The 14,509-nt window shown below is 64.9% G+C and carries 16 protein-coding genes; 9 read left to right on the top strand and 7 right to left on the bottom strand.

Features of this window, described 5'->3' with window-relative positions; all coding sequences use genetic code 11:
* Positions 1-452 precede the first annotated feature (452 nt).
* The gene (locus I6N89_RS15380; RefSeq protein ID WP_207019304.1) at positions 453-791 is read right to left on the bottom strand and encodes a hypothetical protein; all 339 of its coding nucleotides are present in this window, start codon (positions 789-791) and stop codon (positions 453-455) included.
* Between the two features lie 533 nt (positions 792-1,324).
* Positions 1,325-2,269: a LysR family transcriptional regulator gene (locus I6N89_RS15375; RefSeq protein ID WP_207019303.1), complete on the bottom strand. Its 945-nt coding sequence runs from the start codon at positions 2,267-2,269 to the stop codon at positions 1,325-1,327.
* Positions 2,270-2,358: 89 nt separating this feature from the next.
* Between I6N89_RS15375 and I6N89_RS15370 the strand changes: the two genes are divergently transcribed.
* Genes I6N89_RS15370 through nagA form a run of 7 tightly spaced genes read left to right on the top strand, consistent with a single transcriptional unit; the run spans position 2,359 to position 10,145 of the window.
* Positions 2,359-3,984 carry a sulfatase gene (locus tag I6N89_RS15370; protein ID WP_207019302.1) on the top strand — a complete coding sequence of 542 codons (1,626 nt, stop codon included), beginning with the start codon at positions 2,359-2,361 and terminating at the stop codon, positions 3,982-3,984.
* 43 nt (positions 3,985-4,027) lie between these two features.
* Positions 4,028-5,017, top strand: a complete 990-nt coding sequence (locus tag I6N89_RS15365) for a Bug family tripartite tricarboxylate transporter substrate binding protein (RefSeq protein WP_207019301.1) — start codon at positions 4,028-4,030, stop codon at positions 5,015-5,017.
* A gap of 48 nt (positions 5,018-5,065) precedes the next feature.
* Complete coding sequence (locus I6N89_RS15360) at positions 5,066-5,560, top strand: tripartite tricarboxylate transporter TctB family protein (RefSeq protein ID WP_207019300.1); 495 nt, start codon at positions 5,066-5,068, stop codon at positions 5,558-5,560.
* 7 nt (positions 5,561-5,567) lie between these two features.
* A complete protein-coding gene (locus tag I6N89_RS15355; protein ID WP_207019299.1) occupies positions 5,568-7,055 on the top strand; it encodes a tripartite tricarboxylate transporter permease in 1,488 nt (495 codons plus the stop codon).
* Positions 7,052-7,945: a BadF/BadG/BcrA/BcrD ATPase family protein gene (locus tag I6N89_RS15350; RefSeq protein WP_207019298.1), complete on the top strand. Its 894-nt coding sequence runs from the start codon at positions 7,052-7,054 to the stop codon at positions 7,943-7,945. Before I6N89_RS15355 ends, I6N89_RS15350 begins: the two co-directional genes overlap by 4 nt.
* A 2-nt stretch (positions 7,946-7,947) precedes the next feature.
* Positions 7,948-8,988, top strand: a complete 1,041-nt coding sequence (locus I6N89_RS15345) for an SIS domain-containing protein (RefSeq protein WP_236016657.1) — start codon at positions 7,948-7,950, stop codon at positions 8,986-8,988.
* The gene (gene nagA, locus I6N89_RS15340; protein ID WP_207019297.1) at positions 8,985-10,145 is read left to right on the top strand and encodes an N-acetylglucosamine-6-phosphate deacetylase; all 1,161 of its coding nucleotides are present in this window, start codon (positions 8,985-8,987) and stop codon (positions 10,143-10,145) included. The genes I6N89_RS15345 and nagA overlap by 4 nt, the downstream gene beginning before the upstream one ends.
* A 53-nt stretch (positions 10,146-10,198) precedes the next feature.
* On the opposite strand, the gene I6N89_RS15335 is transcribed toward nagA, so the two are convergent.
* Positions 10,199-10,306: a TIGR02186 family protein gene (locus tag I6N89_RS15335; protein ID WP_207019296.1), complete on the bottom strand. Its 108-nt coding sequence runs from the start codon at positions 10,304-10,306 to the stop codon at positions 10,199-10,201.
* Positions 10,307-10,320: 14 nt separating this feature from the next.
* Here I6N89_RS15335 and I6N89_RS25785 point away from each other — a divergent pair, with 14 nt between their 5' ends.
* Entirely contained in the window at positions 10,321-10,467 is a 147-nt protein-coding gene (locus tag I6N89_RS25785; protein WP_328805888.1) for a StaA, read from the top strand.
* Between the two features lie 15 nt (positions 10,468-10,482).
* A complete protein-coding gene (locus tag I6N89_RS15330) occupies positions 10,483-10,686 on the top strand; it encodes a type II toxin-antitoxin system RelE/ParE family toxin (RefSeq protein WP_328805889.1) in 204 nt (67 codons plus the stop codon).
* A gap of 107 nt (positions 10,687-10,793) precedes the next feature.
* On the opposite strand, the gene I6N89_RS15325 is transcribed toward I6N89_RS15330, so the two are convergent.
* The 4 genes from I6N89_RS15325 to I6N89_RS15310 are packed head-to-tail and all read right to left on the bottom strand — an operon-like array spanning position 10,794 to position 14,506.
* Positions 10,794-11,459 carry a GntR family transcriptional regulator gene (locus tag I6N89_RS15325; protein ID WP_207019295.1) on the bottom strand — a complete coding sequence of 222 codons (666 nt, stop codon included), beginning with the start codon at positions 11,457-11,459 and terminating at the stop codon, positions 10,794-10,796.
* Positions 11,460-11,496: 37 nt separating this feature from the next.
* The gene (locus tag I6N89_RS15320) at positions 11,497-12,042 is read right to left on the bottom strand and encodes a VOC family protein (protein ID WP_207019294.1); all 546 of its coding nucleotides are present in this window, start codon (positions 12,040-12,042) and stop codon (positions 11,497-11,499) included.
* Complete coding sequence (locus I6N89_RS15315) at positions 12,039-13,679, bottom strand: dipeptide ABC transporter ATP-binding protein (protein ID WP_207019293.1); 1,641 nt, start codon at positions 13,677-13,679, stop codon at positions 12,039-12,041. The genes I6N89_RS15320 and I6N89_RS15315 overlap by 4 nt, the downstream gene beginning before the upstream one ends.
* A complete protein-coding gene (locus tag I6N89_RS15310; RefSeq protein WP_207019292.1) occupies positions 13,676-14,506 on the bottom strand; it encodes an ABC transporter permease in 831 nt (276 codons plus the stop codon). The genes I6N89_RS15315 and I6N89_RS15310 overlap by 4 nt, the downstream gene beginning before the upstream one ends.
* Positions 14,507-14,509 lie beyond the last annotated feature (3 nt).

Genomic DNA, 14,509 nt, shown 5'->3' with positions numbered 1-14,509 from the left:
GAAAATCGCGGCGGCTGATTTGTGGTTAAGGCCGGTCAGTGAGGCGGCGCGATCAGCGGTGATATCGGTTGCGAAGAGGCGCAGAAGATCCCGGAACTTTCTCTCCGAAATTCTCCCCCCCGAAATAGATACCGGTTTTTCTGAGACATGAGAGCACCTTAGCATACTCTCAGAACACCTCAGCTGGAATAGACCCTTTCAATAAATTACAAGCTCCTGCAAATGCGCTTACCGCCACGGTAAGCACGTAGTATGTATCCCGGCGGTAAACTCGGGTCATTTAGGGTCGAATCTGACCCTTCTCGGCTACTGGTTCAGGAGCTTCGGCATGATCGCTGTCATCGCTGAACTGAACTCGGCCTGCCGCCCATTGCCCGGAAACGACACAACCTCAAACTGACACGGTGATCCCGACGCTGCAATTGCTGCTTTGACAGGTGCCGCGATCCCTTTCATGAAGGCGACAACAAGAGGCGCATCGTAGTCCCCAATCGCTTTGCAAAAGAGTCGATACTGGCGGCGTGGATCGCCTGTCGATCCGACCGGGACAGCCAATTCACGGGTTCTAGCACCAGATCATCCAGATAGAAGCCCGCTTGCTTGAAAGCTTCGACAAAAGACGGGCTGTCTCCGATGTGAGGCGCAAGGGCTTGGCGAAACTGCCCGTGAACCTGACCGGTCTGCTTGTAGAAGAACGCGCCCCCGGCGGGTGCGCTTTCCCCGACGAAAAGCACCTTGATCTTCCCGGGCCGATAACTTGCCCTCAATGGCTCGACGTCTTGATAAGTCATTCGCTGCCGTTCCGCCCCCTAAGATTGATAGAGGTAAAGATACCAAATAGAGAGCTTGTTTTCCTCCGAGCCACCTTCGCGCCCCTCACACGCGCGGCGGAGGCGGCTTCGAGGGAAACACGCGGGTTTTCCTTTGTGAGCAAGAGTGTCAAGAACGTCCAAACCCTGTTCAACACACACCGCGTCCAGACTTGGGACGCCGCCGGAACGGGGGCCAGATGGAATCTGGATGCTAGTGATCGCGCTATCCTGCATGACGAGCCACACTGAGAACGACACGAACCCGGCATGGGCTCCATTTGCGTTCTTGCGGTCGACCCAACCACAATGCTCCACGAAATCCGCGCTGGTTTCAGGGAGTGCAACTTATGGCCACTCGAAGAGTGCCGCCGCGGCATCCCGCAATTCTAGCTCAGCAAGTTGAGCAATCCTGTCCCGCTCTGCCTCGGTCAGCTCGCGCGCAAAGGACTGTGCAGGACCCGGAGCGGGTTACTCCATGCGAAGCGATAAGGATGCGGCGCGGCTGTTACCGCCTATTGCCGGCGGTCGGCAGTGTGATCCAAAGGTGTGCCCGGCCCTTCGGCAGCCGCCCTGCGGGCGATCGAATCGACGAACTCGGCAATCACCGCGTGCTGCTGCGAGGATTTGCGGAGAAAGGCGCCGGTCTCCATCCGGCCCATCAGCGGATCGGTTTCGACAAAACTCAGCCCCGGCTGCTGGAGACTGGGGAACAGCTCTTTCGGGGCCATCATCACGGCGTCGCTGTGCTCGACAATCTGCGAGCCGAGGAAGAACGAGCCGGTCTCGATCACCATCTCCGGCGGGATCAGCCCGCGCGACATGAAATAGCCGCGCACCAGCATGCGGTAATCGGGCGTACCGCTGTATTCGACCCAGGGCACGCCGGTGAGATCTTCGGGACGCAGTGGGGCGTGGCGCGCCAGCGGCGAGGCCGCGCTGACCAGCAGGCCGATGTTGACGACGGTGATCGGGAGGAACACGAAGTCGAAGGGCGTGCGCAGGCTATGGGCCTCGGTGCGGTCGCCAAAGACCACGTCCAGCTCGCCGTCGCGCAGCTTGTCGAGATTGCTGCCCTCGGGGTTGCTTTCCATCACGACGCGGATGCCCGGATGACGCTTGCGCATCTCGACGATCGCCTGGCCCAGATGCCGGAACAGAAAGAACGGGCCCGACGCGATCCGCAGCACTTCGGGCGGGCGGTCCGACATCGCATCGAGACGCTCGCGCGCCTGCTGATACTCGCTGCGGATCCGAAGCGCGTAATACAGGAGCTGCTGACCGGACTCGGTCAGCGTGACCCCGCGTGAGTGGCGCTCGAGAAGCGGTGTGCCGAACTGCTGTTCCAGTAGCTGTAGCCGCTTTGTCAACGCAGGCTGGGTGATCGCAAGCGCGTCGGCGGCGGCGGACATCGTGCCTAGACGGGCGACGGCGATGAAGCTGAGGAGGTTTCTATCCATTCCTATAAGCTATATCATGCAGCCAATGTTTTGACTACTTTTTAGATCTTGCGCGCTGTATTCCTCCGGCAAGGCTAAAGGAACATGTTTTGCGCACCATTTTCGTCCTGTTCGACTCGCTGAACCGCCACGCCCTTGGCTGTTATGGGGGCAGCGCAGTGCCCACGCCGAACTTCGACCGGTTCGCAAAAAAGGCGCAGGTCTTTGACAATCACTATGTGGGCTCGCTGCCCTGTATGCCCGCGCGGCGGGATATGCAGACCGGGCGGCTGAACTTCCTGCACCGCTCTTGGGGGCCGCTCGAGCCTTTCGACAATTCCTATGCCCGGCTGCTCAGCCAGAGCGGCACCTATATGCATCTGATCACCGATCACGCGCATTACTTCGAGGATGGCGGCGCGGGCTACGCCACGGGGTTCGACAGCTGGGAGTTTATTCGCGGTCAGGAGAACGACCCGATCAAAGCAATGGTCGAGCCGCCCTATGCCCGGATGCGCGACGGGTTGGACCCGCAACAATACCCGTTCCCCGATGCGCCGCCGGACGGCGTCGCCACCTCGGGCAACACCGACCGCAACACCTGGGCGCGGTCGCGTGCGGCGGTGAACGGGCTGTTCCGTCAGGAGGAGGCGGACTATCCGCTCGCCAGGTGTTTCGCCTCGGCGCTGGAGTATCTGGAGATTAACCGGGACGCGGACAATTGGTTCCTGCAACTGGAATGTTTCGACCCGCATGAGCCGTTCACCGCCCCGGCGCGGTATCGCGAGGCGGTCGACAAGCGGACGGGCGAGACGGGCTACGAGGGCGGGCTGCTCGACTGGCCGAACTATGAGCGCGTCACCGAAACCCCTGAGCAGATTGCCGAGATGCGCGCCAATTACGCCGCGCTCGTGACGATGTGCGACGCCTATTTCGGGCGCTTGCTCGACTGGATGGATGCGGCGGATGCCTGGGACGATACCGCCATCGTGCTGACCACGGATCACGGCTATCTGCTGGGAGAGCACGAGTGGTGGGCCAAGAGCCGCATGCCCTATTATCAGGAGATCGCGCATATTCCGCTGGTTGTCTGGCTCCCCGGCCAGCCGGGCAACGGCGCGCGGGCGGCGCAGCTGACCCAGACCACGGACCTGATGCCGACCTTCCTCGGGTTCCATGGCGTGCCGGTGCCCGCCGAGGTCAGGGCGCACAGTCTGATGCCGGTGCTGGAAGGTGGCAGTTCGGGGCGCGAGAGTGCCATTCTGGGCATGTTTGGTGGGCCGGTCTGCGTGACCGACGGCAGATACACCTATTTCCGTTTCCCGGAAAAAGGGCAGACCGCACCGCCGCTCTATACCCTGATGCCCGCGCATATGGCGCAGCCCTTTTCGGTCGAGGATCTGCGCGGGGCCGAGATGGTGCCGCCCTTCGACTTCACCAAGGGCGTGCCGGTGCTGCGGGTCGATTGCGGCACCGGAAACGCGCAGGCCGGGTTCGACGTGCTGAACACCTGGAAGGAGGGCTCGGTCCTCTACGATGTCGAGACCGATCCCGGACAGACGACCTCGCTGGAGAACTCCGAGGTGATCGCCCGGCTTGCCGGCGAGATCCGGGCGCATATGCAGGCGCATGACGCGCCGGCCGCGCTTTACGATTACTACGACCTGCCGCGGCCCGGCGCAAAGACCGCCGCCCCGGCCGCCTCCGAGAAGACCAACCACAACATGGCGTGCTGAGCGAAAACAGCACCCGATATCACAAGCAACAAGGAGTACCCCAATGTTTCGAAAGCTTGCCCTTGCATTGATGGGCGCCGCCGCCCTGATGGGCGCGCCCGCCTGGGCGCAGGAGTTCCCCGCGCGCACCGTCGAGGTGATCTTTCCCTGGACGCCGGGCACTTCGATGTCCGTGACGCAGGTCATCGCCGACAGCATGAGCGACAAGCTGGGCGTGCCGATGACGGTGATTTCCACCCCCGGTGCCGCCGGGACCAAGGCGCTGGAAACGCTTCAGTCCCGTCCCGCAGACGGCTATTCGATCTTCGACGCCTATGTGGCGCCGCTGGTGTTGCAGCCGGTGCTGGGCAATGGCGGCTGGAGCTATTCGGATTTCGCCCCACTGCATTCCAACCTCTCGGCGCCGTTCTCGATCGCGCTGCGCAAGGGCGATGACCGCTGGGCGAATTTCGACGAGATGATGGCCTGGGGCCGCGAGCATCCGGGCGAGCTGCGCTACTCCGCCGGGGCGCGCAACACGCTGCCGCATATGGCCATCGCCAAGGTGCTTCAGGAATACGGCGTCGTTGCCCGCAACATCCCCTACGCAGGCGACGCAGAGGCGCGTCGCGACCTGAGCTCGGGCATCCTCGACTTTGCTTTCGTCAATGTTGGCGCCTATCAGCGCGCGCCCGAAGACTTCAACGTGCTGCTGGTCCTCTCCGAGCTGGACACGGCCAAGGAAGCCTTTGGCGGCGCGCCGAACATCACCGAACTCGACATCAATCTCGAACTCAGCGGGCTGGCGCCGATGGGCTGGTCGTGGTGGGTTGTGCGCAAGGACACGCCGCCGGAAGAGCTGGCCGTGCTGCGCGAGGCGATGTCCGCCACGATGAAAGACCCCGAGGTGCGCGAGGCGATCTCGCGGCTGGGCGTGGTGCCGCTGGAATGGGACTATGACGAATACGAAGCCATCGTCGGCCCGGTTTTCGAGCAACTCAAATCCATGGGCGACGCGCTGGCCTGGGAAGAAGAGCAGATGGACGCCCTTTAAGGCATCCTCTCTGTCATGATCCCGCACGACGCTGAAACGGAGGCTCCCATGCGCAACAGGTATATCGCGGACTGGCTGGTGCTGGCCTTTTTCGCCGCCATCGTGGCGCTTGTCTTCCAGCAGATCGCCACGTCGATGCAGGACCAGGGGATCGCCTCGGGCGGTCCCTACGACAACTCGGCGGCCTATCCGCGATGGGTCGCCATTCTCATCGCGGCCTTCATCCCCGTCGTGCTGCTGACGCAGCGCTGGGAACAGCGCGGTGGCGAGGCCATAAACGAGCCGCTGACACTGTCCAATCTCGCGCGTCCGCTGCGCATTTTCGGGATCTTTCTGGGCTTCCTGATCCTGCTTCCGGTGCTGGGCTATTACATTGCGGCGCCGCTTATGCTGCTGGGCGTGATGTATGCCGCGGGGCTGCGCGGCTTCTTGGCGCTGGTGCTGCCGGCGCTCGCTGTGCCTTTCCTCTTCGCCTTCGTCTTCGAAGCGTTTTTGCACATCGTGCTGCCCGGCGGCTGGCTGGGCCTGCATATCGGCTGGTAAGACAGACATGCTCATCGACTCCCTTCTTCAAGGCATGCCGCTTTTCTGGCAGGCCGAGGTGTTCCTGCTGATGGCGCTGGGGCTGATCTTCGGTCTGTTGGTCGGGGTTCTACCCGGTCTCGGCCCGCTGATGGGGATCATCCTGCTGATGCCCTTCGCCATCTCGTTGCAGCCGATCCCGGCCATGGCGTTGATGCTGGGCATCTTCGTCGGCGGCTCCTGCGGCGGCTCTATCTCCGCCATCCTGCTGCGCATCCCCGGCACGCCACTGGCCGCCGCGACGCTTTTCGACGGTTATCCCATGGCGCAGAAGGGCAGGGCGGCGCAGGCCATCGGTTTGGCGATCTCCGCCTCGGCGCTCGGCGGCATGCTGGGCGGCGTGGTGCTGATCCTGCTGGCGCCGCTGCTGGCGGGCGTCGCCGCCAGTTTCGGCCCGCCGGAATACGCCGCGCTGGCGGTGACCGGCCTCGTCTCCATCGTCGTGGTGTCGGACGGATCGGTGGTCAAGGCGCTGATGTCGGGCCTGCTGGGTCTGCTGCTGGCCACCATCGGCACTGACGAATTCTCGACGGGCTACCGCTTTACCTTTGGCAATTACAACATGCTGAACGGCTTCCACATCGTCGCCGTGGTCGTCGGCCTCTTCGCACTGTCCGAGATGGCGTTGCAGGCCTTCGGCAAGGATCTGACCGCCAAGCCCGACATCGCGCCGGTGCGCGCCAGCTTCCGCTCGGTGCTTGCCACGCTGCGGCACTGGAAGAACCTCGTCCGCTCCTCCGCCATCGGCGTCTTCTTCGGCTCGCTGCCGGGGGCGGGGGGCATCATCAGCGCCTTCGCGGCCTATGCGGTCGCCAAGGCCGCCGCACGGCCCGAAGAACGCTATGGCGAGGGCGCCGAGGGCGGCATCGTGGCCACCGAAAGCGCCAACAACGCGACGGTTGGCGGCACGCTGATCCCGACGCTCGCGCTTGGCATTCCGGGCGAAGCCACCACGGCGATTTTCATCAGCGTGCTTCTGGTGCTGGGCATCTACCCCGGCCCCGCGCTGTTCACCGAAACGCCCGAAGTGGTGGGCGGGATCTATCTGGTCTATTTCTCCGCCAATATCCTGCTGCTGCTGCTGGGCGTGCTGACCACGCCGCTCTTCATCTACACGCTGAAACTGCGCAAGGCGCATCTGATCCCCGTGGTGCTGCTGATGTGCGCCATCGGCACCTTCACGCTTCAGGCCTCGGTCTTCGATCTGTGGGTGATGTTCGGCTTCGGTGTGCTGGGCACGCTGTTCCGCATGGGCAACTATCCGCTTTCGCCGATTGTCATCGGGCTGGTGCTGGGGCCGTTTCTGGAAAACAACCTGCGCCGCTCTCTGCTGATCTCGCGCGACGGCATGGGGATTTTCCTCGACCGGCCCGTCGCGGCGGCGCTGATTGCGATCAACGCGGTGCTGATCGCCTGGGCTGTCTATTCCTTCCTGCGCAAGCAGAAGACAACATGAGCAGGCTTCGGCAGGACCAGGCGCTCATCGCGATAGATGGTGGCGGCTCGACCTGCCGGCTGGCGCTGTGCCGCGACGGGCAGGTGACGCGGGTCACTGCCGGACATGCCAATATGCACACCGACAGAGAGGGCGCCCTTGCCGAGATCGCCGGGGGCCTCGCGGCGCTGAGCGCGGCGGCGGGGCTCGATACGGCTGACCTCCGAGCTATCCCGGCCTATGCCGGGCTGGCCGGAGTGCTGGATGCCGCGGCCGGCGCGACAATTGCCGCGAGGTTGCCTTTCGACCAGATCCGGGTCGAGGACGACCGGCAGGCGGCAGTGACGGGTGCGCTTGGTCGCCGGGACGGTTATGTCGCGGGCATCGGCACGGGCTCGTTCCTCGCCCGCAAGACCGGCGAAAAGATCCGCCTTGCCGGAGGCCATGGCCTGGCGCTGGGCGACGAGGCGTCGGGAGCCTGGCTGGGGCGCGAATTGCTGCGCGCCTGCCTGCATGTGCTGGACGGCTTCGCCGAAACCACCCCGCTGCTGGAAGACGCCCTTGTCCGTTTCGACCGCTCGCGAGCTGCGATCATCGCTTTTTCCGGCACGGCAACGCCGGGCGATTACGGCGGGTTTGCCCCGTCGGTTGTCGCCGCCGCCGAGGCCGGGGATTCCGCCGGGCTGGCGCTCATGCGGCGCGGCGCCGACTACCTCGCCCGCGCGCTGGCCGCACTTGGCCACCAGCCCGGCGCGGCGGTCTGCCTGACTGGCGGCCTTGGCTCGCGCTATAGAACATTCCTGCCCGACAGCCTGAGAGCGGATGTCACCGCCCCCGCCGGAACGCCGCTCGACGGCGCGCTGGCGCTGGCGCGGCGTTTCCGCCTGGACCTTCTGAAAGGACACTCGTGACCATGACCGCAACCGTGCCCGCCCCAACCCTGATGCGTCAGGAGATCGAAGAGATCCCCAGAGCGGTTGCGCGCCTTCTTGAGCGCGGCGGACCGCAGATCGCCGCTGCGGCAGCGGCGCTCCGGGCCGCCGATCCGGGCATGATCGTCACGGTGGCGCGCGGTTCGTCGGATCATGTCTGCACCGGCTTCAAATATGCCGCCGAGATCATGACCGGCCGTCCCGTCGCCTCGCTCGGGCCGTCGCTGGCCTCGATCTACGGCGCGGCGCTGAAGCTGGAGGGGGCGGTCTGCCTCGGGGTGTCGCAGTCGGGCCGCAGCCCCGACATTGTCGCCATGAGCGACGCGGCCCGCAAGGGCGGCGCGTTCAGCCTTGCGCTGACCAACGACCCCGCCTCGCCGCTGGCAGGCCTTAGCGATCATGTGATTGACATCCACGCAGGGCCCGAGCTGAGCGTGGCCGCGACCAAGACCTACGTGACCTCCGCAGTCGCCGCGCTGTGGCTGCTGGCGGAATGGCAGCGCGACGCGGGGCTGCTGGCTGCGCTGAAGGATCTTCCGGCGCAGCTCGAGAAGGCCGGGCACCTGACCTGGCCGGAACTGCGTGCGGCGCTGGCCGAGCGCACCTCGCTCTTCACGCTGGGTCGGGGCCTGACCTTTGCCACCTCGAACGAGGCTGCGCTGAAGTTCAAGGAAACCTGTCAGCTGCACGCCGAGAGCTATTCCGCCGCCGAGGTGCTGCACGGCCCCGTTTCGATTGTCGACGAAGGCTTTCCGGTGCTGTGCTTTGCGGGGGCTGACGCGGCGGAGGACAGTCTGGCGCAGGCGGCGGACGATCTGACGACCAAGGGCGCGCGGGTCTTTGCCACCACGAGCAAGGTTGCCAAGGCCACAGTGTTGGAGCATGTGGCAACCGGCCATCCGATGACCGAACCGCTGTCGCTGCTGGTATCCTTCTACGCAATGGTGGAAGCTTTCGCGACATCGCGGGGCGGCAACCCGGACGCCCCGCGCAACCTGCGGAAAGTGACGGAGACCCTATGACCGGACCGCTCATCGCGCTTGTCGGCGCCGACATCCTGCAACCGGGCGGGCGACTGTCCGGCCATGCGCTGCTGATCCGGGGGGACCGGATCGCCGCGATCGTGCCGGAAGCGGATCTGCCGGGGGAGGCGATCGTCACCCGGCTCGACGGCGGCCTGCTGACCCCCGGTTTCGTCGATCTTCAGGTCAATGGCGGCGGCGGGGTCATGCTGAACAACAGCACCGATGCGGGGGCGCTGGCCACCATGGCCCGCGCCCATGCCGCCATCGGCGCGACCTCGATCCTGCCGACGCTGATCACCGACACCGCCGAACAGGTCGCCCGCGCCATCGCGGCGGTGGCCGAGGCGCTGGCGGCGGGAACGCCGGGCATCCTGGGGCTGCATCTCGAAGGGCCGCATCTTGCGCTGTCGCGCAAGGGGGCCCATGACCCGGCGCTGATCCGGCCCATGGAGGAGGCGGATCTGGAAATGTTGTGCGCCGCCGCCGCGCGCCTGCCCCTCCTGATGCTGACCGTGGCACCCGAAAGCGTGACGCCCGCGCAGATCCGCCGTCTGGTCGCCGCCGGGGCGCTGGTGTCGCTGGGCCACACCGATGCCACCTATGAAACCTGCCTTGAGGCCATCGCGGCGGGTGCGCGGGTGGTGACCCATCTGTTCAATGCGCAGAGCCAGATGACCGGCCGTGCCCCCGGCGTGGTCGGCACCGCGCTTGCGCGTGGTGAGCTGTCGGCGGGGCTGATCGCGGACGGCATTCATGTGAGCGCCGCCAGCATGGGCATCGCCCTGCGGGCCAAGCGCGGCCCCGGACGGATCTTTCTGGTCAGCGACGCGATGGCGACCGCTGGCAGCGACGTGCCGGGGTTCACCCTCAATGGCCGCCGCATCCTGCGCGACGGCGACCGTCTGGCGCTGGAGGACGGCACGCTGGCCGGTGCGCATCTGCCGCTGGCCACCGCCATCCGCAACCTTGTCGGGCTTTGCGAGGTACCGCTCTGCGAGGCGGCGGCGATGGCGACCGAGGTGCCCGCCGGTCTGGCCGGCGCCACGGGTCGCGGCCGGCTTTGCGCCGGATACTGCGCAGATGTGCTGCACCTTTCGGATGAGATCGCGCTCCGCCGTGTCTGGCAGGGCGGCAAAGAGGTGGTGGCGCTCTGACGCCGCTGCCGCCTTTTCGCGGAAAGGGCGGTTCGGCAGGCGGCGAGGGGGCGTCAGGGTCGGCTGAAGACCACCGACGCCAGCCAGCCCGAGAAAACGGCGATCATTGCCGCCGCGATCCCGTAGAGCAGCCCGCAGCCCTGCGCGGCCTGATAGATCATGCGCTGTATCGAGCTTGACGGCCGATCCCAATGCCTATGACGCCTGGTTTCGCGTCAAGGTACAGGAAGCCCTGGACGACCCGCGCCCGGCAAAGTCAGATGGGCAGGCGATGCAGGACGTTCAGGCGCTGATTGACGGAAAGCACCGTGCACGGTCGTAATGGAAGGCAACGGCAATCGCCGACCTTCTGGCGATTATCGACGATATCTCTGACGACAATCCCGGTGCCGCCCAGTCTCTCAAGGACGAAATCCACGACAAGGCCGCGCGACTTAGAGACCATCCCAGATCTATCGCCTTGGTCGTGTCACCGGCACGCGCGAGGTGTTTGTGTGTCCGAATTACATCGTGGTCCACGCTGAAACCCGGGAAATCGTAAGCGTCTTGCGCGTTCTACACGCAGCGCAGCAATGGCCGTGACCCCGGCCGGCTTTTGTTTTTGGAGGCATGCACAGCGGTGCGCGCGTGCCCCGGACGCTTTCGGTCTTAGATCGAGCAAAACGCCTCTTCCAGCTTGGTTCGGGTCTTGCGGATATGTGCGCGAAGCAGGTTTTCGGCCTCTTCGCAGTCCCTGCGGCTGATCGCCGACAATAACAGCCCGTGCTCGGCATGGATGATCCATTGCCCCTGCGCACCCAGAATGTCGGAATAGGTGCGGCGGTAATGCTGGGTCGTGCTCCAGAACCGCTCGATCATGCCAAGCAGCATCGGTGCCTCTGCGCAGGAATAGGTCAGCAGGTGAAATTCGCGATCCAGCCGCAGGAAGGTCTCGGTATCGGGGGCGGCTTCGCAGCCCTTGTGGAGCTCTTCGAGCCGGGTCAGCGTCTCGGGCGTCATTCTGGGGATGCTCTCTGACAGCGCCAGCGGTTCGAGCCGCTCGCGGATCTTGTAGATCTCGACGCATTCGGCCATGTCGACCTCGGCGATCCAGGCGCCGTTGTTCGGCACAAAGACCACCAGACCGTCGCGTTCGAGAATCCTCAGCGCCTCGCGCACCGGAATGCGGCTGGTGCCATAGCGCTCGGCGAGCTGCTCCTGGCGAATGCGCTGCCCGGGCGTCAGCTCGCCGGAGAGGACGGCGGCCCTGATGTCGGAGGCGATCGACATGCTCATCGTCGTCGATGCATCGGCCTTCTGCTTGCGCTCACTCATTCTGCCACTCTTTTCGTTTCTTCATCGCGATCCGCCCTCACAATGGCTGAGGTTGCCACAGGAGCCGGTCGCTGTCGCGCTCATAGGCCTTGCCCGCCGGAAAGCTTACCAGTTCGCAGGTCAGGCCCCAAGGCGTCCGGAAATAGATCCAGGTCTGCCCGCCGCTCGGCCCTGCGTCACGGACCACTGGCGTTCCCAGCAGCTCGACACCGTGACGACGGAGACAGGCGAGAGCGGCTGCGAAATCGTCGACATAAAAGGCCAGATGGTGGCCGCCGACATCGCTGTTCGCGGGCAGTGTGCGGGCCTGATCCGGCGCGGAATACTGGAAAAGTTCGAGATTGGCGCCGTTCGCGCAGCGCATGAAGGCGAGCCGTTCCATCACCGTGCCCGGCGGCACCGCAAGCTGGCGTTCGATCCAGCCGTCCTGCGAGGCGAAGGGGCCGAGCTCGTAGATCTTTTCCCAGCCGAAGACGGAGGAGAAAAACCCGACGGCCTGATCGAGATCGGGTACCGTGAGGCCGATATGTTCGATGCCGCGACACCCGGGGACGACATCGGGCTTGGTGCTGTCCTTGCTCATGACCGTTGCTCCGCCAAAATCGCCGCCTCGCGCCGCGCCTCCCAGGCCTGACCGGGCAGGGCGGCGACAAGCGCCTGTGTGTAGGGGGCCCGGGGCTGAAGCAGCACGTCATGCGCGCTGCCGCGTTCCACGATCCGCCCGCGATGCATGACAACGAGATTGTCCGAGATCTGGCAGGCGACGCGCAAGTCGTGGGTGATGAAGATCAGCCCCAGATCGTATTCACGCTGAAGATCGGCCAGCAGGTCCAGAACCTTGGCCTGCACCGACACATCCAGCGCCGAGACGCTCTCGTCGGCCACAAGCACGCGCGGCGACATCGCCAGCGCCCGGGCGATGCCGATCCTCTGCCGCTGACCGCCGGAGAATTCATGCGGGAAGCGGGTCAGCGCGCTTTCGTCCAGCCCGACGCGCGAGATCAGGCGGCGGGCATCCTCCATGGCCTGTACCCGGGAGACACCGGCGGCCAATGGCCCGGCGGTGATGCTGCGCGCCACTGTATGCTGAGGGTTCAGCGAGGAATAGGGATCCTGAAAGATCATCTGGATGACGCGCCGCTTGGGCCGGAAGGCGCGGACCGACAGGTGCGTGACATCCTCGCCGTCGAGCAGATACTGCCCGCTATTGGGCTCTTCGAGCTTGACCAGTAGCTTCGCGACAGTGGATTTCCCCGATCCGGATTCCCCGACCACGGAGAGGGTCTCGCCGGCCCGGAGGTCGAAGGAGACATCGTTCACCGCATGCACCGCGCGATGCTTGCCGCCGGGTTTGCCGTATATCTTGTTGAGGTTTTTCACGCTGAGCAGCGGCGGGGTATCGAACGGCCGGGCGTCCTTGGGGATCATCATCGGTACGGCGTCGATCAGCTGTCGTGTATAGGCGTGTTTCGGCGCCTCCAGCACATCGGCGACGGCGCCCTCTTCCAGCGTTTCGCCATGGCGCATCACGATCACCCGGTCGGCGAGTTCGGCGACCACACCGATATCGTGGGTGATCATCATGATCCCCATGCCCTTTTCGTCCCGGATGCGCTTCATCAGGTCGAGGATCTGGGCCTGTGTGGTGACGTCCAGCGCCGTGGTCGGCTCGTCGGCGATCAGCAGGTCGGGTTCGAGTGCAAGCGCCATGGCGATCATCACGCGCTGGCGCTGGCCGCCGGAGAGGCGGAACGGATAGCTGCTCCGGATGGTCTCGGGCTCGGGCAGGCCGACGAACGCCAGAAGCTGGAGCACGCGGGCGCGGATATCGGTGAAGTCGCTGCCCGGATGCACCTTCATCACCTCGGCGATCTGGTCGCCGATCCGCATCAGCGGGTTCAGCGCCGACAGCGGTTCCTGAAAGATCATCGCGACCTCGCGCCCGCGCAGGTCGCGCAGGGTGGATCTGGACTGACGCAGCAGGTTGCAGTCGTTCAGCCGGATATGCTCCGCGCTGAAGCGCAGGCTTTTCGGCAGCAGTCCCATCACCGCATTGGCCGTCATGGATTTGCCCGACCCGCTTTCGCCGACGATGCAGAGGATCTCGCCCTTTTCGATGGTCAGATCCATGTCGTGCACGGCAAAGGGCCGGTCGGCGCCGTCGGGCAGCCGGACGCTGAGCTTGCCGATATTTAGAACGTCTGTTGCGTGCCGGGTCATGCCTTGCGCTCCCCATGAGCTTGCGGGTTGAGGGCTTTTTCAAAGCCTTCGCCGATCAGGTTGACGGCGACGACGGTGACGACGATGGCAAGGCCCGGGAAGACGCTCAGCCACCAGGCGTCCCGCAGCATCGTGCGCGAGGCGCCGATCATGTATCCCCATGAGATCATGTTGCGGTCTCCGAGGCCGAGGAAGGACAGCGCGCTTTCGGTCAGGATTGCGGTCGCCACCATGAGCGAGGCCATGACGACGATGGGCGAGACCGCGTTCGGTAGGATATGCCGGAAGATCAGCGCGCCCTCGCTTTCGCCGAGAACGATCCCCGCCTTGACGAATTCGCGGGTCTTGAGGCTCATCACCTCGCCGCGCACGAGGCGGGCGACCGGTGGCCAGGACACCAGGCTGATTGCCAGCACGATGGTGGTGAGCGAGGGCGAAAAGATCGCCACAAAGACCACCGCCATGGCGAATTGCGGCACGGTCTGGAAGAGTTCGGTGAAGCGCATGAGCAGGTTGTCGAGCATGCCGCCGTAGAACCCCGCCAGGGCGCCGATGGCCACGCCGAGCGTGATCGAGATGATGGTGGAGACCACCCCCACCGTCAGCGAGACCCGCGCGCCATAGGCGATGCCGGCGGCGACGTCGCGTCCCAGCATGTCGCTGCCCAGGGGCAGGGTGTCGTCCGCGAACGGTTCGAGCAGAGGAATGGCAGAGCTTTGCCAGGGCGACACGGGGTAAAAGACATGGGCGAAGACCGCGATCACCACGATCAGGGCGAGCAGCCCGAGCCCGATGACAAGCGGAGTGTTTTTCAGAAGGGTTTTCATGAT

The sequence above is a fragment of the Salipiger abyssi genome (assembly GCF_017311415.1).
Lineage (GTDB): Bacteria > Pseudomonadota > Alphaproteobacteria > Rhodobacterales > Rhodobacteraceae > Salipiger > Salipiger abyssi_A.
This window is presented reverse-complemented; position numbering and strand designations above follow the sequence as displayed.